Annotated in this window: 18 protein-coding genes; 4 read left to right on the top strand and 14 right to left on the bottom strand. The window is 66.9% G+C overall.

What is annotated here, in order from left to right:
* Positions 1-4: 4 nt before the first annotated feature.
* The 9 genes from CTR55_RS26110 to CTR55_RS26070 all read right to left on the bottom strand — a co-directional run bounded on the left by CTR55_RS26110 (position 5) and on the right by CTR55_RS26070 (position 11,098).
* Positions 5-1,279 carry an aminotransferase class III-fold pyridoxal phosphate-dependent enzyme gene (locus tag CTR55_RS26110; protein ID WP_296290590.1) on the bottom strand — a complete coding sequence of 425 codons (1,275 nt, stop codon included), beginning with the start codon at positions 1,277-1,279 and terminating at the stop codon, positions 5-7.
* Positions 1,272-2,591, bottom strand: a complete 1,320-nt coding sequence (locus CTR55_RS26105) for an amino acid permease (RefSeq protein ID WP_296290589.1) — start codon at positions 2,589-2,591, stop codon at positions 1,272-1,274. The genes CTR55_RS26110 and CTR55_RS26105 overlap by 8 nt, the downstream gene beginning before the upstream one ends.
* A 685-nt stretch (positions 2,592-3,276) precedes the next feature.
* Complete coding sequence (locus CTR55_RS26100) at positions 3,277-4,170, bottom strand: alpha/beta hydrolase (protein WP_296290588.1); 894 nt, start codon at positions 4,168-4,170, stop codon at positions 3,277-3,279.
* A 16-nt stretch (positions 4,171-4,186) separates the two neighbouring features.
* Positions 4,187-6,421 carry a TonB-dependent siderophore receptor gene (locus CTR55_RS26095; RefSeq protein WP_296290587.1) on the bottom strand — a complete coding sequence of 745 codons (2,235 nt, stop codon included), beginning with the start codon at positions 6,419-6,421 and terminating at the stop codon, positions 4,187-4,189.
* Positions 6,422-6,493: 72 nt separating this feature from the next.
* Positions 6,494-7,882: a sensor histidine kinase gene (locus CTR55_RS26090; RefSeq protein ID WP_296290586.1), complete on the bottom strand. Its 1,389-nt coding sequence runs from the start codon at positions 7,880-7,882 to the stop codon at positions 6,494-6,496.
* Positions 7,882-8,583: a response regulator transcription factor gene (locus tag CTR55_RS26085; protein ID WP_296290585.1), complete on the bottom strand. Its 702-nt coding sequence runs from the start codon at positions 8,581-8,583 to the stop codon at positions 7,882-7,884. Before CTR55_RS26085 ends, CTR55_RS26090 begins: the two co-directional genes overlap by 1 nt.
* Before the next feature lie 111 nt (positions 8,584-8,694).
* Positions 8,695-9,144, bottom strand: a complete 450-nt coding sequence (locus CTR55_RS26080; RefSeq protein ID WP_296290584.1) for an isoprenylcysteine carboxylmethyltransferase family protein — start codon at positions 9,142-9,144, stop codon at positions 8,695-8,697.
* A gap of 65 nt (positions 9,145-9,209) precedes the next feature.
* Positions 9,210-9,860, bottom strand: coding sequence for a glutamine cyclotransferase (locus tag CTR55_RS26075; protein WP_296290583.1), 651 nt, complete (start codon positions 9,858-9,860; stop codon positions 9,210-9,212).
* A gap of 41 nt (positions 9,861-9,901) precedes the next feature.
* Positions 9,902-11,098, bottom strand: coding sequence for a helix-turn-helix domain-containing protein (locus CTR55_RS26070; protein WP_296290582.1), 1,197 nt, complete (start codon positions 11,096-11,098; stop codon positions 9,902-9,904).
* A gap of 95 nt (positions 11,099-11,193) precedes the next feature.
* Here CTR55_RS26070 and CTR55_RS26065 point away from each other — a divergent pair, with 95 nt between their 5' ends.
* A complete protein-coding gene (locus CTR55_RS26065; RefSeq protein ID WP_296290581.1) occupies positions 11,194-11,943 on the top strand; it encodes a thioredoxin family protein in 750 nt (249 codons plus the stop codon).
* 3 nt (positions 11,944-11,946) lie between these two features.
* Here the strand turns inward: CTR55_RS26065 and CTR55_RS26060 are convergent, their stop codons facing one another.
* From CTR55_RS26060 to CTR55_RS26045, 4 genes are all read right to left on the bottom strand, one after another.
* The gene (locus CTR55_RS26060; RefSeq protein WP_296290580.1) at positions 11,947-12,639 is read right to left on the bottom strand and encodes an amino acid ABC transporter permease; all 693 of its coding nucleotides are present in this window, start codon (positions 12,637-12,639) and stop codon (positions 11,947-11,949) included.
* A gap of 1 nt (position 12,640) precedes the next feature.
* Complete coding sequence (locus tag CTR55_RS26055) at positions 12,641-13,354, bottom strand: amino acid ABC transporter permease (protein ID WP_296290579.1); 714 nt, start codon at positions 13,352-13,354, stop codon at positions 12,641-12,643.
* Positions 13,355-13,433: 79 nt separating this feature from the next.
* Entirely contained in the window at positions 13,434-14,240 is an 807-nt protein-coding gene (locus CTR55_RS26050) for an ABC transporter substrate-binding protein (protein ID WP_296290578.1), read from the bottom strand.
* 392 nt (positions 14,241-14,632) lie between these two features.
* Positions 14,633-14,893 carry a hypothetical protein gene (locus tag CTR55_RS26045; protein ID WP_296290577.1) on the bottom strand — a complete coding sequence of 87 codons (261 nt, stop codon included), beginning with the start codon at positions 14,891-14,893 and terminating at the stop codon, positions 14,633-14,635.
* Positions 14,894-15,156: 263 nt separating this feature from the next.
* Between CTR55_RS26045 and CTR55_RS26040 the strand changes: the two genes are divergently transcribed.
* From CTR55_RS26040 to CTR55_RS26030, 3 genes are all read left to right on the top strand, one after another.
* Positions 15,157-15,765: a hypothetical protein gene (locus tag CTR55_RS26040; RefSeq protein WP_296290576.1), complete on the top strand. Its 609-nt coding sequence runs from the start codon at positions 15,157-15,159 to the stop codon at positions 15,763-15,765.
* A 323-nt stretch (positions 15,766-16,088) separates the two neighbouring features.
* Entirely contained in the window at positions 16,089-17,474 is a 1,386-nt protein-coding gene (locus tag CTR55_RS26035) for an FAD-binding oxidoreductase (RefSeq protein ID WP_296290575.1), read from the top strand.
* Between the two features lie 12 nt (positions 17,475-17,486).
* Positions 17,487-17,831 (top strand): cupin domain-containing protein, encoded by a 345-nt coding sequence (locus CTR55_RS26030; protein WP_296290574.1) that lies wholly within the window; start codon positions 17,487-17,489, stop codon positions 17,829-17,831.
* Here the strand turns inward: CTR55_RS26030 and CTR55_RS26025 are convergent.
* Complete coding sequence (locus CTR55_RS26025; RefSeq protein WP_296290573.1) at positions 17,821-19,308, bottom strand: PucR family transcriptional regulator; 1,488 nt, start codon at positions 19,306-19,308, stop codon at positions 17,821-17,823. The two genes, CTR55_RS26030 and CTR55_RS26025, sit on opposite strands and share 11 nt — an antisense overlap.
* Positions 19,309-19,339: the final 31 nt, after the last annotated feature.

Below are 19,339 nucleotides of genomic sequence, written 5' to 3'. Positions count from 1 at the left end.
TTCCTCAGAGTTCGCTCAGGACCTGGTCCAGGGTGTCGATGAACCGCTCGCCGTGCTCGGCCTCGAATACCAGCGGCGGGCGGATCTTGAGGATGTTGTCGTCGCCGCCGATCTTGCTGATCAGCACGCCGCGCTGGCGCATGGTGTTGACGATGCGCCGCGCTTCGAGGCCGGCCGGCTCGCGGCTGGCGCGGTCACGCACCAGCTCCACGGCGAAGAACAGGCCCTGGCCGCGCACGTCGCCGATGATCGAGTGGCGCTCGGCGAGGCGGTGCAGTTCGGCGCTGAGCTTCGCGCCCTGGCGCAGGGCGTTGCCTTGCAGGTCCTGCTCGGCGATCACGTCCAGCACCGCCTGGCCGACCGCGGCGGCCACCGGCGAGCCGCCGAAGGTGTTGAAGTACATATTGCTGCGGCCGAAGGTTTCCACTCTCTCGCGGTTGGTCACCACGCCCGCGAGGGGGAAGCCGTTGCCCATGGGTTTGCCGAGGGTGACGATGTCCGGCACCAGTGGGTGCGATTGGTGGCCCCACATGTGCTCGCCGGTACGGGCGAAACCCGATTGCACCTCGTCGGTGATCAGCAGTCCGCCGGCATCGCGCACCAGCTTCGCCACGCGCTCCAGGTAGCCGGCTGGCAGGCGCGGAATGCCTTCGTTGGCGAACAGCGTGTCGATCAGCATGGCCGCCAGGCCGACGCCGGCTGCCTGCAGCTCGGCGATGGCTGCGGCGACCTTGGCCACGTAACGGTCGGCGACCTGCTCGGGCGTGCCGTCGGCATGGTAGAGGCAGGGGATCGGCACGGCCCGCGCATGAGTCGAGAACGGCTCGGAGCTGGGCAGGGCGGTGGTCACGGCCGCCAGCGTGGTGGTGTTGCCGTGGTAGTTGTAGTCGCTGACTATCACGCCCTTGTTGCCGGTGGCGAAGCGCGCCATGCGCAGGGCCAGCTCGTTGGCCTCGCTGCCGGTGCAGGTGAACATCAGGCTATCGAGCGGCTCGGCGAAGGTCGCGGTGAGGCTCTCGGCGTAACGCACCACGCGCTCGTTGAGGTAGCGGGTGTGGATGTTCAGCGTTGCCGCCTGTTCGGCCATGGCCGCCACCACCCTGGGGTGGCAGTGACCGACACAGGGCACGTTGTTGTAGCAGTCCAGGTAGCGCTTGCCGGCGGCGTCGATCAGCCAGACGCCTTCGCCTTTCACCAGTTCCAGTGGCTCGTCGTAGAACAGTGGCGAAGCGTCGCCCATGACCTGGTGGCGGCGTTGCAGCAGGGTCGGTTCAGACATTTTCGGCATTCTCCAGGGGTTTGCCGGCGCGGCTGGCGGCGCGCAGCAGGTAATTGAGGATCAACGCGACGACCACCAGGGCCAGGGCGCTGAGCATGGCCACTTCCAGCTGGAAGCAGGCGGCGATCACCACCAGCGTCAGCAGCATGCCGACGCTGGCCACGACGGGGCCGCCGCGCAGGCGGAACGGGCGCACCAGGCCGGGCTGGGTGCGATGCAGGCGCAAGTAGGCGGCGAACAGCACCAGGTGGCAGCTGCCCAGCAGCAGGACGATGCACAGCAGGAGTTTTTCCGGCGGCACCAGGGTCAGCGGCAGGCCGATCACGGTCAGCACCAGCAGGGCGACGTAGGGCGCGCCCCGGCGGTTGGTACGGGCCAGCGCGGCGGGGAAGAAGCCGTCACGGGCCATCGCGAACAATTGGCGGGAGGCGGAGAACACCACCGAGAAGAAGGTCGCCAGCAGGCCGCAGACGGCGCCGGAACCAACCAGCAGCGGCAGCCAGTCGCGCTCGCCGTAGAGCCCACCGTGGGTCATCGCGGCGTACAGCGGGTCGCCAGCGTTGCCGACCACTTCCACCCCGGCAGCGCCCGGCGCGCTGATCACCACGGTCAGCGCGGTTACCAGCAGGGTGCCGACGGCAGCGATGATCCCGCGCGGCATGCTGCGGCCCGGTTCGGCGGCTTCCTCGGCGGCGGAGGCGACCTGCTCCAGGCAGATAAACATCCAGATGGCGAAGGGCACGCAGGCGAACACGCCTGCCACGCTCACGCCCGGCAGCGTGCTGCCGGCGCTGGGCAGCAGGTTTTCCCAGTGCACGTGGGGCAGCATGGCGCCGCCGAAGGCCAGCAGCGCGATGGCCGCCACGGCGCCGGCCAGCAGGGTCAGCCCGAGGGCCTCGCCGACGCCGATGAGGTGGATGCCGATGATCACCGCGAACAGGCCGATGCGCACCGGCCAGCCGCCGAAGCCGAACACCGACTCCATGTAGGCGGCGAGGAAGTTGGCCGCAGCGCCGGTGCCGATGGTCAATGCCAGCGCACAGGCGGCGCCGACCAGGTAGCCGACGAAGGGCCCGAAGGCCAGCTGCGCGTAGGCGAACACGCCGCCGGCATGGGGTCGCGCGGTGGAGAGTTCGCACACGCACAGCGCCAGGCCGCCGCAGAGCACGGCCATGAGCAGGGTGGCGACGAGCATGTTGGCCCAGCCGCTGCTGGCCAGGCCGTAGTTCCAGCCGGAGAACTGCCCGGCGATGACCAGTGAAATGCCGAGCCCGGCGATCTGGGGCCAGCGGAGTACGCCTTGTTTGAGCATGATGGTTGTCCCTTGCCTGTAATTGATCGAATGAGTGAACGGCAGTCAGCCGCGCGCGCCGGAGCGCAGCGGGCAAGGGAGGGCGTCGGCGCATGCCGACGGTTGGATGCGTGGAGTCATGGAGCGGCCCTTCTTGTTGTTTTAGGGGGATGCACGCGCCCGCCGTCAGGTGCGGCGGGCAGGGAGAAGGTACGAAGGGCGTGGGGGAGGGCGATATCAGAAATGCGCAAAGACGCGGGGCGCGCTGCAGGAGGGCGAGCCGAAGGATGGCGGGCATGGCCCGCTGCAAGGAAACATTGGCGCGGGGCGGTTCGTGAGCGAGCTCGCTACAGACCGTAGGGCGCATAACGCGCCAGCGTTATCCGCCCGGGCGTACTACACGAGCTGGAGGCGATTGCGGCGCTTGATTGAAGGGTGTCGCCTTTCACACAAGCGTCAGAAGGAACACGTCGTAGGATGGCGTGGAGCGCAGCGATACCCATCGATTCCGGGCACCGACAGCATGGGTATCGCTGCGCTCCACCACATCCTACGTTGGAGGCCCGTCAGCGAGATCGGCGCTGGGGTAGACATAGAATCTCCTACAAGGGGAAGTTTGGCGTCGGGCGGGCCCTCTCCCCGATCCTTTCCCTGAACGGCAAGGGCTGGGGAGAGGGCCCAATCAGCCTGCGGAGAGCTTTTCAGCTCACTCCACGAACCGCACCTGCAACAGATACTTCAGCGAAGCCTCCAGCGTCTGCCCATGGCTCATGCCGTCGAAAACATGAAACTGCGCCTGCATGCCCGGTGCCTTGCCTACCTCTTCCACCAGTTGCTGGGCGGCGCGGGGCGCGCTGGGGGTGACGCCTTCGCGCGGTTTGAAGGGCTCCTGGCCGCCGCGCATCAGCAGCAATTGCGCGGAATGGCCCGCCAGGCGCTGGGCGAAGCCGTCCTGCTCCTTGAGGATGGCCCCGTCGCCCCACCACAGCGAAGGGCTCGCCGGGGCGTAGAAACTGAACTGCTGCGGGCGGGTGAGCAGCGCGTGAAGCGTCAGCAGGCCGCCGTAGGAGTGCCCCCAGAGTGTCTGTTGTGCGCGGTCGATGGGCGCTTGCGCGGCCACCGCCGGCAGCATCCGGTCGCGCATCAGGTCGAGGAAGGCGTCGGCGCCGCCGCTGGGGTCGCCGGTGAGCGGGTCTTTCTGCTCGGCCAGTTGCGGGCGCGGTGGGGTGTAGTCGCGGGTGCGCCCGCTGCGGTCGATGCGCAGAGGCGTCTGGTAGCCGACGGCGACCAGTAGCGGGGCCTTGCCGTCGTTCAGCTCGGCCAGCAGCTTCTCGTCCAGCGCGCCGATGGCGGCGTTGCCGTCGAGCATCCACACCAGCGGGTAGCCCGTGGCGGGGGCGGGGTGGTTGGGGCGGGCGATCCACAGTTGGTAGTGGCGTTGGCCGTCGGCGGAGTCCAGCTTCAGCTCGCTGAAGCGGTAGGCCAGGTCGTTGCGTTGCAGCAGGTGGGTGTCCATTTTCTGGTCGGGGGCAGGCGCGGCGTGCGCTGCCAGCCCCGGCACGGCGAACGCCAGTGCCAGGGCCAGGAGGCTAATTCTCATCAGGCTGTTTCTCTAATCAGAACGACGCGGTGAGGCTGGTGTACAGCGTGCGGCCCGGTTCGTTGTAGGTGGCGGCGCCGGCACCTTCGATGCCGTTCACGCCCTGGGCATTGCCCTCGCGGAACAGGCGCTTGTCGAAGACGTTGTCCACCCCGGCGGTGAAGCTCAGGTTCTTGGTGAACACATAGGTGCCGCTCAGCCCGGCGATGGCGTAGGGCGAGAGCTCGTTGTTGGCGCTGCCGGTGACGCGGTCGCCGTGGTAGTCGTACTTCTTCGGCTTCTGCTTGCCGTACCAGGCGACGCTGGCCTGCAGCGACAGCGCGTCGTTGGCCTGCCAGTCGAGCATCGAGTTGAGGGTGTACTCCGGCGTCACGGAGAGCACGTCGCCGGTTTCCTTGTTTTTCGACTGCAGCATGTAGGTGAAGTTGTTGCTCCACTTCAGCTGTTCCATCAGCGGGATGGTCAGGGTGCCTTCCAGGCCCTCGACCAGCGCCTTGGGCACGTTGTCCCACTGGTAGATCGCCGCGTTGGCATAGCTGCCGCTGCCGCCGCTGGCCTGGTCGATGGGCGACAGGCCCGACTCGATCTTGTTCTTGTAGTCGTTGCGGAAGTAGGTCAGGCCGGCGATCAGGCCGTCCTTCTGGAACTCGATGCCCAGTTCCTTGTTGACGCTGGTTTCCGCCTTGAGGTCCTCGTTGCCCTGCAGGTAGCAGCTGGTGCTCTGGCCGTAGCAGCCCTGGCCACGGCTGTAGAGCAGGTAGTCGGGGTTCAGCTGGTACAGGTTCGGCGCCTTGTAGGCGCGGGCGATGCCGGCCTTCAGGGTGACGGTGTCGGTCAGCGCGTGGGACAGGTTCAGCGATGGGCTGAAGTTGTCGCCGACGATGCTGTGGTGGTCCCAGCGCAGGCCCGGAGTGAGCATGGTGCCGGGCATCAGCTCGATGTTGTCCTCGGCGAACAGCGAGAAGATCTGCGCCTGCGAGGTGGTGTCGCGGTTGCTGCTGGTCAGGCCCGGCACCGAGCCGCCTTCGCTGGTGGCCTGGGTGTTGGCGCTGGGGTCGTCGAGCTTCTGCTGCACCCATTCGCTGCCCAGGGTCAGGGTCTGGTCGCGCCAGGCGTGCAGCGGCAGGTTCACTTCGCCGTGGGCGGTGAGGTCGCGCAGGGTCGCAGTGTAGAAGTCGGTGTTGCTGAAGATGCCCTCGGTGCCGCCGGCCAGGCCTTCGTTGATGCGGCTGTTGCGGGTCTTCTCGTACTGCAGGTAGGCCATGGAGCTGCCGAAGTCCCAGTTGCCGCGATGGGTGATCGAGTAGTTCTCGCGGTACATGCGGTTGGTCTCGTGACCGAGCATGGACTTCACGTTGGCGTTGCTGTTGGTGTTCTGCGTATCGCCGGTGTAGATGTTGCCCTGGCGGCTGAAGCCGGCTTCGAAGTCGAGGGTCTGTTCCGGCGTCAGGTGCCAGCTGAGCAGGCCGTTGACGTCCTTGTTGCGCACGCCTTCGCGGCCGGCGGGGAGGGTGCCGGCCTGGTTGCCGGTGCGGTTGGATTCGTGGCCGGCGTTGATGTCCCAGTCGTCCGAGTCGGTCTTGGCGACGTTGCCGTACACGCGGTAGCTCAGGGTGTCGGTCAGCGGGCCGTTGAGGCCGAAGGTCATGCGCTGGGTAGCGCCTTCATCCTTGTGCTGCGGGAAGTTGCTGTAGACGGTGACGTCGCCGTGGGTTTGCTGGCCGGCCTGCTTGGTGATGATGTTCACCACGCCGCCCGCCGCGCCGTTGCCGTAGCGCGCCGCCGCCGGGCCGCGCAGCACTTCGATGCGCTCCACCTGGTCGGCCGGCACCCAGTTGGTGTCACCGCGCGAGTCGCGCTCGCCACGCCAGCCGTAGCGCACGGCGTTGCGGCTGCCGACTGGCTTGCCGTCCACCAGGATCAGGGTGTTCTCCGGGCCCATGCCGCGGATGTCGATCTGCCGGTTGTTGCCGCGCTGGCCGCTGGTGGAGTTGCCGGTGAGGTTGACGCCCGGCATGGTACGGATGATCTGCGACAGGTCGCTGGCCGGCGGGCGCTTCTTGATGTCCTCGGCAGTGATGATCGACACGCCCGGCATCTGCTTGGCTTCCTCCGCGGCGGTGGCGACGATAGTCTCGCTGTCGAACTCGGCGACAGCAGAGTCGGCGCTGGCGGCCTGTACGGCGAAAGACAGCAGGCCGCTGGACAGCAGCAGGAAGGGCGGAAGGAACGGCATCGAACGGGAGGACATCGGTGATCTCCGGCAACTAAAAGATCGCCAAATGATAATGACTGCTATTTGCTAGTAAAGCGCATTAACTTTCTAAACACTTGTGAGGCTTTGCTGGCCAAGGTTGCTCATCGCTGCGGCAGGCAGCAGCAGGTGCAGGCAGAGACCGGAGTGGCCTTTGGCAGTGCCGTTTTCAGCCCATAGCCGCCCCTCCGCCAGCTCGACGCCGCGTCGGGCGATAGCCAGGCCGAGGCCGAATCCGCTGGACTCGGACGGCTGCAGCCGCTGGTAGGGCTGGAAGATGCGTTCGAGGTCTTCTTCGGCGACACCGGGGCCGTCGTCGCTGACGCACAGGTGCCAGGACGCGCCCTCGCGCCAACCGTCCAGGCGCACGCTGCCGTCGCGCGGGGAATGGCGGATGGCGTTGCGCAGCAGGTTCTCGATGGCCTGGGCGAAGCTGTCCAGATGCACCTGCACCACGCAGTCGATGCCCAACGAGCAGGGCAGCCGCACGGGTTCCCAGCCGCTTTCGAAGCAGGCGTCCTCGCTCAGCGCTTCCCACACCGACAGCACCAGCACCGGTTCGCGCTCCAGTTGCGGGCGCTCGGTGTCCATCCAGGCGAGGTCGAGGGTGTCTTCCAGCAGGCGCTGCATGTCGTGGATTTCGCGGTCCAGGCGTTCGCGCAATTGCTCTGGGGGCAGGTCGCTGTCATGGGCAATACGCAGGCGCGCCAGTGGCGTGCGCAACTCGTGGGACAGGGTGCGCAGCAGCAGGCGTTGCTGCGCCAGGCTGTGCCGCAGGCGCTCGGCCATGTGGTCGAAGGCCTGCGCCAGTTCGCCCAGCTCGTCGCGGCGGTGGGCCAGCGGCGTGCCGGGCCTTTCGCTGTCCAGGTCGTCCGCACGCAGCGCATCGGCGCGGGCGCGCAGGCGATTGAGCGGCAGTACCAGGTGGCGATAGATCAGCAGGCCGAGGAGGGCGGCGAGCAGGGTCGGCACCACGCCGTGGCTGAACAGGTGGGTCCAGGGCGTGAGGCCACTGGGCAGTAGTCGCTCGGGCAACTGCATGACCAGCCGGCCGCGCTCGGGATGCTCGGGGAATTCGATGCTGACGTACGGCAGCTCGTCTTGCAGGCGCCGGCTCATCGGCCAGTCCAGCTTGCGCATGAAGGTCAGGTGGCTGGATTCCTCCGCCGTCAGCGGCGTGCTGCCCAGGCTCTGCAGGTGTGAACCGATCACCGCGACCCAGGTGTCCTCGGCGGTGGACAGCTCATGGCGGAAGCGCTCCACGCCTTCGGCGCCCTGTTGCTGCCAGATCGTTTCGGCCTGCTGGGCGTAGCGCGCCAGATAGTCACGGTCCTCGTTGCCGAGGAAGTAGGTGCTGCGCTCCAGCGACAGACCCCAGGTCCAGATCAGCCAGGTCAGCAGCAGGCAGAAGCCGACCTGCAGCGCGGCAATCTTCCACAGCAGCGGGTGACGGCGCATCAGTGCCGTTCCGCGTCTACCAGGATGTAACCCTGGCCGCGAACCGCCTGGATCTGCACCTGCTGCGCACCGATGGCGGCCAGCTTGCGGCGCACGTTGCAGACGTGCACGTCCAGCCCTCGGTCGAGGCGCGTGTAAGCACGGTGCAGCACGCTCTGGTAGAGGAAGCTCTTGCTCAGCGCCTCGCCGGCATGGGCGTTCAGCGTGGCCAGCAGGCGGTACTCGGAATGCGTAAGACCTGCGTGTTCACCATTACGGGAAACGTCCTGCAGTTCATCGTCGAACTGCAGCGAGCTATGCCGTTGCGGCTCGGGCTGTGCCGTACGGGTGCGATCCAGGTTGACCCGGCGCAGCAGGGCGTCGATACGCGCGTCCAGCTCCGCCAGGCTGAAAGGCTTGGGCAGGTAGTCGTCGGCGCCACGGGTAAAGCCGGTGATGCGGTCCTGTTCCGCGCCGAGGGCGGACATCAGCATCACCGGCGTAGTGCGTGCGCTGCGCAAGGTATCCAGCAGGGACAGGCCATCGACGCCAGGCAGCATGATGTCCAGCAGGACCAGGTCGAAATCGTTCTGGTGGACGGCGACCAGGCCCTGGTCACCGTTGGCACAAGTAGTGACGTTAAAACCGCGCTGACAGAAGTGGCGTTCGAGGTCCAGGCGAAGACGGGAATCGTCTTCCACCAGCAAGAGCGAAGGGGACACGGCAGGCCTTGGTGAGCTTTTCATGGATGAGAATACTTAGCATTTGCAAATATCTCATCCCTGTCGGTCAGAAGGCAATGGCGATTTGCCTGATGTCTGTCAGAAACAGCGTCAGACCCAACGTCGCACCCGGCCGCAGAAAGCGTCGAACTCCGCACCGAACAGCCCGCGCAGCGCACGCTCCTCCGGACGAATCTGGAAGCGCCCGATGTATAGCACGAAAGCGGCCACGCCGAGCACCGCCAGGGCCGAGCCGAGGAACACGCACCAACCCAGCAGCACGATGGCGAAGCCCAGGTACATGGGATTGCGTGTGTGCCGGTAGATGCCGGCGACCACCAGGGAGGAGGCGCTGTCCGGCTTCAGCGGATTGACCGTGGTGCGCGCGCGGCGGAACGACGCCACGCCCGCCAGGCACACCGCAACCCCGGCCAGTGCCACCAGCAGGGCCAGCCACAGCCGGTTGCCGAGTGGGTCGATCGGGCGTGCCGCCAACCACATCAGCACAGCAGTGATGATCGCCACCAGGGGCGGGGGGATTCGGTGTTCCAGCCAATCCATGCTCGATCTCCGGGCCAGTGCGGCCATCTCCAGTGAGGCGCCCACACTAGCCCAGATTGCCGCCCTTAGCGCGGCCGGCGTACCGCGCGGACCTTGCCGCTGTTGCCGCCGCCGCAGTAGAAGCGCTCGCCACCGTCGGCTTCCAGGCCGGAAACGTGCACGCCTTCAGGCATGTCCAGTTGCTCCAGAACCGCGCCGGACTGCGGGTCGATGCGGCGTAGCTCGCTGTAGGTCGATTCCGGTTCCCAGGTGCCATGCCAGAGTTGGCCTTCGACCCAGGTCACCCCGGTGACGAAACGATTTGAATCAATCGTGCGCAGGACTTCACCAGTTTCCGGGTCGATCTGATGAATCTTCCGTGCGCGGTACTCGCCGACCCAGAGCGAGCCTTCCGCCCAGGCCATGCCGGAATCGCCGCCATTCCCCGGTGCCGGGATGGTCGAGAGCACCTTGCCGCTGGCCGGGTCGATCTTCTGGATGATGCTTTCGCCGATCTGGTACAGGTGCTTGCCGTCGAAGGCGGTACCTGCGTGGGCGGGCACGTCAATGGTGCGCTCCAGATGGCCGTCCTTCGGGTCGAGGCTCTGCAGGCGCTCGCCAACGGCGAACCAGACGCGCTGGCCGTCGTAGGTCAGGCCGTGGACGGCGCTGACGCCGGGGAAGGGGCCGTATTCCTGCAGTATTTGCGCCGGGGTTTGCTTGTAGTGGGTAGTCATGGTCTAGCCCTGCACGTTGTGGGTGGGAGCCTTCAGCCTATTCAGACACCGAAGGGCGCGGGGAGTAACAAGGTCGTCGCGAATCCCGGCGCTGGCGGCAGCGTCCAGCGCCGCGCGCGCCCTTGTCCGAGCGCCTGCACCCGCCCGGCTTCGGCCAGCGTTTCGAGGGCCCGCTGCACGCTGCGCTGGCTGGTATCCAGGGCCAGGGCCAGGGCCGAGCTGGACCAGGCCTGGCCATCGCTGAGCAGCGCCAGCACCTCAGCGTTGGCGTCCTCCAGCGGTGGCGCAAGGACCACCGGATTGGCGGCGACCAGCCGAAAACCGCGAGGCGTCGACTCGATGCCGGCCAGGGCTTGCAGCAGGCGGCGTAAGCGGCCGATTTCCACCCGCAGGCGCGCGCGGTGGGTTTCGTCCGGGTGGAGGGTGCGAAATACCCGACCGATCAGCTCGGTACGCGATACATCGCCCGGCCAGGCTTCGGCCAGCGCGCGGGCGAGGGCGAAGAGGACTGGGCGACTGCCCAGCGACAGGCTGCCGATGCGAAAGCGGCAGGCGTCCACCACCAGAGCGTCGGAGCGCAGCAGGCCCTCCACTTCATCCAGCGACAGCAGGTGTGTCTCCCCTCGGCCGATCCGCCTGGCTGCTGGCGACTCGAGGATGCGCGCCGCCGAGTCGACCTCTGCGCGCAGGGCGGGAATGCCCGATGCGACAGCTGCCTCGGCGGCCTTGCGCAAAGCGGTCCGTGCCTCACCGGCCTGAAGCCGGCGGACGGCGATACCGGATGCAATCAGCCAATGCACTGCGCGCAGCGGAGCCGGTAACAATTTCGGCTCCAGCTCGGCAAGCGCGGCATGGGCCTGATCGAGCTGGCCGATCAGCAACGCACGGCGGATCAGCAGGTAACGGGCATGGGCGGCGTTGATCCTGTCGCCATGGCTGTGCAGCACCTGCGCCGCTTGCTCCAACGGTGCGGTCGGCCAGTTCAGCTCGCGGCTGGCCAGCGCCACTTCCGCTTCGGCCACCCGGCAGCGCGCGCGCTCTATTGGCTCGTGGGCACCGAAGGCGCGGGCGGCTCGCCGCAGCAGGGTGCGCGCACGGGGGAAATCGCCCAGCTGGGCCATGGCGATGCCGCGCAGGGCCAGCGCCGGCGGGTCTTCGCGCAGTGCCACGCGGTTCAGCGCGCCCAGCGGGTCGCCCGCTGCCAGGGCACGAGCCGCCGCGGTGATCAGCGAATCCATGGAAATCCTGCCAACTTTGTCACTCCCGTCGTCGTCGGCCAGCAGCCTAGTCTAAGCCATGCCCACCGAGCCGCCGCTGGCGGAGGAGAACTGCCATGACTGCCCACGCTACAGGCACCCGCGAAGAATGGTTGGCCGCGCGCCTGGAACTGCTGGCCGAGGAAAAGGCCCTGACCCGACGCAGCGACGAACTGGCGCGCAAACGCCAGGCGCTGCCCTGGGTGCTGATCGACAAGGACTACCGCTTCGACACCGAGCAGGGCGAAGCGAGCCTGGCGGACCTGTTCGCCGGTCGCTCGCAGTTGCTGGTCTACCACTTCATGTTCGGCCCGGACTACCGCGCCGGCTGCCCGTCCTGCTCGAACATCGCCGATGGCTTCGATGGCTACGCCACCCACCTGGCGAACCACGACGTGAGCCTGGTGGCGGTCTCCCGCGCGCCGCTGGAAAAACTGCTGGCCTACCGCCGGCGCATGGGCTGGAGCTTCCCCTGGGCGTCATCCCACGGCAGTGGCTTCAACTACGACTTCAACGTGTCCTTCACCGAGGCGCAGCAGCGCGGCGGGGAGGTCGACTACAACTTCCGCCGCGAAGGCCCCGCCACTGGCCCGGCACCCGCACCCGTAGTGGAAACGGCCGCCTGCTGTGGCACCGATGTGGCGACGTTCACCCGTGACCTCCCGGGCATGAGTGCCTTCGTGCGCGACGGCGACGCGCTCTACCACAGCTACTCCACCTACGCCCGTGGCCTGGATGCGCTCTGGGGTCTGTTCCAATGGCTCGATCGCGCGCCGCTGGGGCGTAACGAGCAGGGGCCCTGGTGGCGGCGGCACGATGAGTACTGAGCCTCACACTGCCTTGCGGGAGTCCGGCCCCAGCCTCCCCAGCAACGCCGCCATCAGGTCCAGCGCTGAGCACAGCAGGAAGTAGAGCAGGGCGACGAACAGGAATACTTCCGTGGGGTGGACCATCACCCGGTTGCTCACCTGGGTGGCGACGAAGGACAGCTCGCCGACGCCGATCACGTAGGCCAGGGAGGTGTCCTTGATCAGCGAGACCCATTGATTGAGGAAGGACGGCAGCATGATCGGCAGCGCTTGCGGCAGGATCACCAGGGTGAGCACCTGCCAGGGGCGCAGGCCCAGCGCGCGGGCGGCGTCCCACTGGCCCTTGGGCAGGCTTTCGATGCCGGCGTGCACCGAGTGCGCAAGATAGGCGCCGCCGATCAGCGACAGCGCGCAGACCACGGTGCCCAGCGCCGGTACGTCGATGTGCAGGACGATGGGCAGCAGGAAGTAGACCCAGAAGATCAGCATCAGCACCGGGATCGCGCGGAAGAACCCGAGGACGGCCACCAGCAGCAGGCGCGGCTTGCCGCGCAGCACCGACAGCGCGATACCCAGCGCCAGCCCAATGATGGCCGAGACGATGCCGGAGGCCAGCGCGAGCAGGATGGTCAGCGCAGCGCCGCCCAGAGGGCCGTCCGGGTAGGCGCCGACGAGGAAGTAGGAGAGGTTGTCGTGGATGACGGAGAAGTCCATGTCAGGCTCCCTGGCGGTAGCGGCGGGTCTGCTGCAGCGCCTGGCCCAGCGCCTCGATCAGCGCGATGGCGCCGATGTACAGCAGGGTGGCGATGCCGAAGGCCTGGAAGGTCTTGAAGGTCTGCGTCTCCACCTGGCGCGACGCGTAGGACAGTTCCGCCAGCCCGATGGCCATGGCCAGCGAGGAGTTCTTCAGCGCGTTCATGTATTGCCCCATTAGCGGCGGCAGCGCGGTGCGCAGCGCCTGCGGCAGGATCACCCAGCACCACACCTGGATCGGACGCAGGCCCAGCGCCATGCCGGCTTCACGCTGCTGCGTGCTGACCGAGGCGATGCCGGCGCGAAACTCCTCGGCGATGAACGCCGTGGTGTAGAGCGTCAGGCCCCAGGCGGCGGCGAGGAATTCGAAGGACGGCCAAGCCAGCCAGCCCAGCTCATGGGGCGTGTTGAGCCAGAAGACGAAGTCCTCCGGCAGCAGCGCCGGCACGCCGAAGTACCAGAAGAACAGCTGTACCAGCAGCGGCGTATTGCGGAACAACGCGAGATAGGCCCGCGCCGGCCACGCCAGCCAACGCGACTTCGCCTGCCGGGCAACCGCCAGCGGCGCGCCGAGCAGGGTGGCGACAACTGAGCAGAACAGGGAAATGCCGAGGGTGAGCAGGAAGCCGTCGAGCAGCCAGCTCAGGTAGGTCGGGGCGAGCAGTGCGCCGAACATCTTGGGAATCCAGTCGAGGTAGGAACGGCAACGCCCCACGGCTGTGGGGCGTGCGGTGGTGCGCTACGTGCGGCGGGGATCAGCTCTTGTCGCCGATCTTGTACAGGCGCGCCAGGGGCGTCTTGGTCGTGGGGCCGAACCAGGTGTCGTAAATGGTCTGGGCCTGGCCACCGGCTTCCAGCTCCGTAAGGCTCTGGTTGACGAACGCGGCCAGGGCCTTCTCGCCCTTGGGAATGCCAACGCCGATCAGGTCATTGGAGATGGTGAACGGCGGCACTTCGTACTTGTCCTTGTCCGGCACGTTGGCCAGCAGGCCGATCAGCTTCGGGCCGTCCTGGGTGATGGCCTGGACCTGACCGTTGCGCAGGGCAGTGAAGGCGAACGGTGTGTCGTCGTAGGCGATGACCTTGGCGCCGGGGAACTTGTCGCGCAGCACGCCTTCGTTGACCGTGCCCTTGTCGACACCGACGCGCCATTTGTTCAGGTCTTCCGGCGACTTCAGGCTGCCCTTGCGGACGATGAACTGCTGCCCGGAGGAGAAGTAGGGGATGCTGAAATCCACCTGCTCGGCGCGTTCGGGGGTGATGGTGAAGTTGGCCAGCACCAGGTCGACCTTGTTGGCAGTGAGCAGCGGAATGCGGTTGGCCGGGTTGGTCGGCAGTACCTGTAGCTTGACGCCGAGCTTGTCAGCCAGGGCCTTGGCGTAATCCACGTCGAGGCCTTCGATCTGCTTGCTCTTGCCGTCGACGAAGCCGAACGGCGGGTTGCTGTCGAACGCGGCGACGCGCAGCACGCCGGCCTTCTTGATATCGTCCAGACGGTCGGCGTGGGCCAGCCCGGAGAGGACGGCCAGGGCGAGGGCGGTAACGGCAGTGAGTTTCTTCATGAATATCCAGCTCCTTCTCGGGCGCCGTTCGTGCGACGGTTTCCCGTGATGATCGAGTACGGGCCCTAAAGGGTGGAAAGGCCCGTTCCAGAGCGGCGGGGATGGCCCGCCGGCGAGGCCGAGTGTGGCAGCGCGGGAGTGGCGCGGAGAAGGAATGAATTGGTCTATCTCATAACCTGAAGGAATATAAAATTTCTAATAGATAGCCAAAGTTTTGAAATTATCCTGTGCCCAGGAGCGGATTCCGTTCGCGATCGCCATTCCCGAGGCACATCGACGCCGGCCTGGAAGCATCGTGGGCAGAGTGCGCTTCTACACGATGAGTCATGAACTTGGCGGACTCTCGTTACAGGCCGGTCGCCGCCGCCAGTTCGGTGGGCTCAAGCCGGGGCTCAGACTACCCGCTTGCGCAGTCGGGCGATGAGCTTCTGGCGTTGCTCGGCATCGGCTTCCCAGACCTTGCCATCCAGGGCATGGCAGAGCAGCCAGATTTCTTCATTGTTCAGCATCACGGCGCCACCACCGGCCTCCGCTCGGCGTTTGCGGTAGGCGGCCTGTTTCTCGGCGTTGGTCATGGCGCCCTCCTTGCGGGGGCGACCCTTGCGCGGGGCTTCGAAGGCGTCGCGGGTGGCTCTGTCCTTGGCGTCTTTCATGGGGCGGCATGTCCTGGGTAACGCGTTACCATTGGCGAGTTGTTTTATGGGTAACGCGTTACCGATTATAGGGATTCCTGTGGGCCGCGCCAATCGACCGCTCGCGAGGTGCTTGCTCGCAAACCTGCATTCTCCAGTGGCCAGTCATCGGTGCCGGGGCGCCATAACGCCGCCGAATCCTCTATCCTCGCGTGCCTTGCATCGAGTGAGACGAGTTTGGAATGGGCATTGAACGGGGCTGGTGTGTGATGGGCAGATGGGCAATGGGCGCACTGTTGATGTGCGTGGCGGGCTGGGCTTCAGCGGCTGAGCCGCTGTTCGGCAAGTACAACTATGGCGCAGCGCAGAAGGGCTTCGGCAAGCCGCAGGGCTTCGTCGAATGCCTGCAGCCCATGGGCGTCACCGCGCGCTGCAAGGACGGCGTGGACTACGCCGGCACGCGCTTCCGCCTGGCGCTGACTTTCGACAAGCAGAAGCTGGTCGAGGCGGTGCTGTACAGCGAGTACAACGACGCTGCGTACCGGCGCGTGCTGCAGGAAGTGGCCAAGCGCTTCATGCTGGTGGCGATCGCCGATGACAAGAACGTCGTCGACGTGCTGGCGCACACCCTGAACCCGAACCGCACCGAGGCCGACGCCAAGGCCATCGGCGACTTCGAGACCCATGCGTTGCGCAACGGCATGATCAGCTATCGCCTCTACGAACAGCTCGACCAATACATCAAGCCGGGCCTGGACGCCCGCCAGGTACTGGCCACGGTGCTGGCGAGCATTCGCGTGGCCGAGGTTACGGTCAAGCACGGCAAATCGGATAACTGGCTGATCGTGAAGTTCTCCAAGCCGGGCCTGGCACCGAAGAAGCCCAAGGCCTGATCCGCGCGGATAAACCCGCTCCCAAAGGAACAGAGCCTCTCACCCTAACCCTGGCTGCGCGCCCCGCTCCTCAAGCGGGAGAGGGGACCGTTCGGCGCAGGATGAAACCATCGTAGCGTCAGCCGGCACGGTCTGCTCCCTCGCCCTGAGGGAGAGGGCTGGGGGGGTGAGCTCAGGCACGGTACAGGGCGAAGAGCGCATTCGCTCACACGCTTCATATCTTCGTATGAGGCCTTCCCCCGGATTGCATGGAATGGACGATTGTTCGCCACTGGCCTGACGCAGGACAGTGGCGCCACTACCGTTCAATCTGGAATCCGCACATGAAACGTTCCCTGTGGCTGGAGGAAATCGCCTCCGAGCTGACACCGCTGCCTGCGCTTGAAGGCCTGCTAGAGGTCGACGTGGCGATCGTCGGCGGTGGCTTCGTCGGCCTCTGGACCGCGCTGCGCCTGCTGGAACTCAAGCCCGACTGCCGCATCGCCATCATCGAACGCGACATCTGCGGCGGCGGAGCCTCCGGGCGCAATGGCGGCTTCGTCATGTCCTGGTGGCCGAAGATCAGCTCGCTCGCCGCGCAGTGCGGCAAGGACGAGGCACTGCGCCTGGCCCGCGCTTCGGCGGCAGCCATCGGCGAGATCGAGGCGTTCTGCCAGGCCCATGACATCGACGCGCACTTCCGCCGCGCCGGCTGGTTGTGGACCGCCACCACCGATGCGCAGCGCGGCGCCTGGAAGGGCGTGCAGCAAACCTGCGAACGTCTCGGCGAGCCGGTGTTCCAGTCACTCCCCGACAGCGAAGTGGCGCGCCGCGCCGGCTCCGCGAAACACCTCGAAGGCGTGCTCGAAGCCAGCAACGCCACCGTGCAGCCGGCCCGCCTGGTGCGCGGCCTGCGCCGGGTGGCGCTGGAGAAGGGCGTGCAGATCTTCGAGAACACCCCGATGCTCAGCCTGGATCGCGGCCAGCCGGCGGTGATTCGCACGCCCGGCGGTGAACTGCGCGCACCGAAGGTTGTGATGGCGACCAATGCCTGGGCGGCGGCGATTCCCGAACTGCGCCGGACCATCCTGCCGGTGACCAGCACCGTGGTCGCCACCGCGCCGATCCCCGAGCGTCTGGAGCAGATCGGCTGGACCGGCGGCGAAGCCGTCACCGATTCACAGCTGATGGTCGACTATTACCGCACCACGCAGGACGGCCGCATCGCCTTCGGCAAGGGCACCGGGATGATCAGCTTCGCCAGCCGCATCGACGAGAGCTACGACCACAACCCGCAGCTCAGCGAAGACACCGAGCAGGACCTGCGCCGCACCTACCCGCAACTGCACGACGTAGCGGTGACCCACAGCTGGTCCGGCCCCATTGACCGCACCTACGACAGCCTGCCGGTGTTCGGCCACCTGAACGGTGCGCCGCACATCGTCTACGGCATCGGCTGGAGCGGCAACGGCGTCGGCCCGAGCCGCCTGGGCGGGCGCATCCTCGCCAGTCTGGCGCTGGGCATCGATGACGAGTGGAGCCGTTGCGGCCTGGTTGGCCGGCAGCCCAAGCGCTTCCCGCTCGAACCGCTGCGCTATATCGGCGGCCTGATGGTGCGCAGTGCTGTGCACCGCAAGGAGCAGGCCGAGGCGCAGAACCGCCAAGGCGGCTGGCTCGACCGTACCCTGGCCGGCTTTGCCCCGGCAGGGCTCGAAGACAAGGACCTCTAGGAGAAAAGCCCCATGCCCCAACCGATCCTGCTCACCGGTACTGCCGGCCTTGAACTTCCCACTGCACAACCGGTGAAAGAGCCCCAGGGCGAACCGGTCTCCAGCGCCGCGACCCATGCCGAAGAGGGCGAGGGCGGCCTGCTCACTGGCGTCTGGGAATGCACGCCCGGCCGCTGGCGGCGCCAGGTGCTGTCGCGGGAGTTCAGCCACTTCATCAGCGGCCATTGCCTGTTCATCCCAGACGACGGCGAGCCGATCGAACTGCGCGCCGGCGATGCCGTGCTGTTCCCGGCGAACTGTCAGGGCACCTGGGATATCCGCGAGACCGTGCGCAAGAGTTTCGTGATCATTCCCTGAGTCCGGTGTCGATTCCGGCAATCTGCGCCGAGCGCAGCGCGATCCAGAGGACGGCCACGTCTTCGGTGGAATCCAGTGAGCGCTCGGTGATTTCCTCGATGCGACGGATGCGGTAGACCAGCGTCTGCTTGTGCACGTTGAGCAGTTGCGCGGCCTTCTGCCAGGAGCGGTTCTGTTCGAGGAAAACCCGCAGGGTGTGCTGCAACTGGCCGCCCTGTTGTGCGTCATAATCCGCCAGCGCACCCAGCACCCGGCGATGCACTCGGCGTGCTTCCTCCAGGCTTGCCGGCAGCCAGGATTGTTCGCCCTGGGCATCGGCATAGGCCACCAGCGGGCGCTGTGCGGTGGCATGGGCCAGCGCCAGTCGCGCCTCGCGCAACGCCTCCAGCGCCCGCAGCGCGTGGCCCAGCGGGTTGCTGCGGCCGAGGGTGCACGCCAGTTCGGCTTGCAGCGCCGCAGCGCGAGCAGGGTCGTCCAGCAGCAGGATCAGCTCGTTGCCCTGGTTGCGCACCAGCAGGCCCGCGCCCAGTCGCTGCAGGCGCTGTTGCCAGTGTTTCGGTAGTTCGCCGGCAGCCCGTGCGAGTACGATGCAGGCCGCTTCCACCGGGCAATGCAGCTGCGCCAGGCGTTCCTGCGCGGCGCGCTCGGTGAGGCGCTGTTGCAGCAGGTCATCCAGCAATTCCGAGCCCAGGCGCAGCATGCGCTCGTGCTCGACCTGGGCGCGCTCCAGCTCGATGCCCAGCACTGCCACGATGTGGTGCAGCAGGCCGTAGTCGAGCAGCTCGCCGCCGGTGGCGAGAATCTCGCAGGTGGTCAGCGACGGCAACGGCATCACCAGCGCTTCCTGCTCGCCATTGCTGCAGCGGGTCACGGTGTCTGGCACCGAGCGGCGCTGGGCCAGGGTTGCGCGCCAGCTTTCGGGCAGCGGCGGCAGGCCCTCCTGCCAGGGTTGCAGGCTGGCCGAATCGAACAGATAGAGCTGCGCACGCACGTCGCTGCACAGCCGCTTCAACAGTGCGGCCAGGCCGAACCCGCGCAGGCCGATGCGGGCGCTTTCATAGATGCGCGTCACGGCGCTGCGGCGTTCGTGTTCTTCCTGCTTGCTGGCGTCGACGATGGCGCGGGTCACGGCGGAGAAGGGCACCGCGTAATCGGTCATCAGCAGCGGAAAACCCAGCCGGCACGCTTCGTCCTGCAAGGCCTGGATATCCGCCGGCGCCTGCATGTTCTCGCCGATCATCAACCCCGAGATGCGCGCCCCGGCGAGGCGTTGCAGGTAGTCCCGCTGCGCCTGGGCCGCAGCAGGAATGCCGATGCCGGTGGTCATCAGCAGGTCGCCTTCACCCAGCCACTCGCTCGGGTCCGCCAGTTCGCACACGTGCGCCCAGCGCAGGCGCCGGCCGACGCCCTCGCTGCCGCCGAGCAGGCGAGTGCGCAGGGAAGCGTTGTCGAGGATGTCCTGGATATGAAAAGGCATGGCAGGTCCGCAAACGGGATGACGGGTGATT

The organism is Pseudomonas sp., assembly GCF_002796985.1.
Taxonomy (GTDB): Bacteria; Pseudomonadota; Gammaproteobacteria; order Pseudomonadales; family Pseudomonadaceae; genus Pseudomonas.
The sequence above is the reverse complement of the archived record's forward strand: the minus strand, read 5'-3'. Positions and strand labels throughout refer to the sequence as shown.

Bases quoted from the DNA above. Each gene is read 5' to 3' on its own strand.
- CTR55_RS26110 (WP_296290590.1), bottom strand. From the start codon at position 1,279: ATGTCTGAACCGACCCTGCTGCAACGCCGCCACCAGGTCATGGGCGAC.
- CTR55_RS26105 (WP_296290589.1), bottom strand. From the start codon at position 2,591: ATGCTCAAACAAGGCGTACTCCGCTGGCCCCAGATCGCCGGGCTCGGC.
- CTR55_RS26100 (WP_296290588.1), bottom strand. From the start codon at position 4,170: ATGAGAATTAGCCTCCTGGCCCTGGCACTGGCGTTCGCCGTGCCGGGG.
- CTR55_RS26095 (WP_296290587.1), bottom strand. From the start codon at position 6,421: ATGTCCTCCCGTTCGATGCCGTTCCTTCCGCCCTTCCTGCTGCTGTCC.
- CTR55_RS26090 (WP_296290586.1), bottom strand. From the start codon at position 7,882: ATGCGCCGTCACCCGCTGCTGTGGAAGATTGCCGCGCTGCAGGTCGGC.
- CTR55_RS26080 (WP_296290584.1), bottom strand. From the start codon at position 9,144: ATGGATTGGCTGGAACACCGAATCCCCCCGCCCCTGGTGGCGATCATC.
- CTR55_RS26075 (WP_296290583.1), bottom strand. From the start codon at position 9,860: ATGACTACCCACTACAAGCAAACCCCGGCGCAAATACTGCAGGAATAC.
- CTR55_RS26070 (WP_296290582.1), bottom strand. From the start codon at position 11,098: ATGGATTCGCTGATCACCGCGGCGGCTCGTGCCCTGGCAGCGGGCGAC.
- CTR55_RS26065 (WP_296290581.1), top strand. From the start codon at position 11,194: ATGACTGCCCACGCTACAGGCACCCGCGAAGAATGGTTGGCCGCGCGC.
- CTR55_RS26060 (WP_296290580.1), bottom strand. From the start codon at position 12,639: ATGGACTTCTCCGTCATCCACGACAACCTCTCCTACTTCCTCGTCGGC.
- CTR55_RS26055 (WP_296290579.1), bottom strand. From the start codon at position 13,354: ATGTTCGGCGCACTGCTCGCCCCGACCTACCTGAGCTGGCTGCTCGAC.
- CTR55_RS26050 (WP_296290578.1), bottom strand. From the start codon at position 14,240: ATGAAGAAACTCACTGCCGTTACCGCCCTCGCCCTGGCCGTCCTCTCC.
- CTR55_RS26045 (WP_296290577.1), bottom strand. From the start codon at position 14,893: ATGAAAGACGCCAAGGACAGAGCCACCCGCGACGCCTTCGAAGCCCCG.
- CTR55_RS26040 (WP_296290576.1), top strand. From the start codon at position 15,157: ATGGGCGCACTGTTGATGTGCGTGGCGGGCTGGGCTTCAGCGGCTGAG.
- CTR55_RS26035 (WP_296290575.1), top strand. From the start codon at position 16,089: ATGAAACGTTCCCTGTGGCTGGAGGAAATCGCCTCCGAGCTGACACCG.
- CTR55_RS26030 (WP_296290574.1), top strand. From the start codon at position 17,487: ATGCCCCAACCGATCCTGCTCACCGGTACTGCCGGCCTTGAACTTCCC.
- CTR55_RS26025 (WP_296290573.1), bottom strand. From the start codon at position 19,308: ATGCCTTTTCATATCCAGGACATCCTCGACAACGCTTCCCTGCGCACT.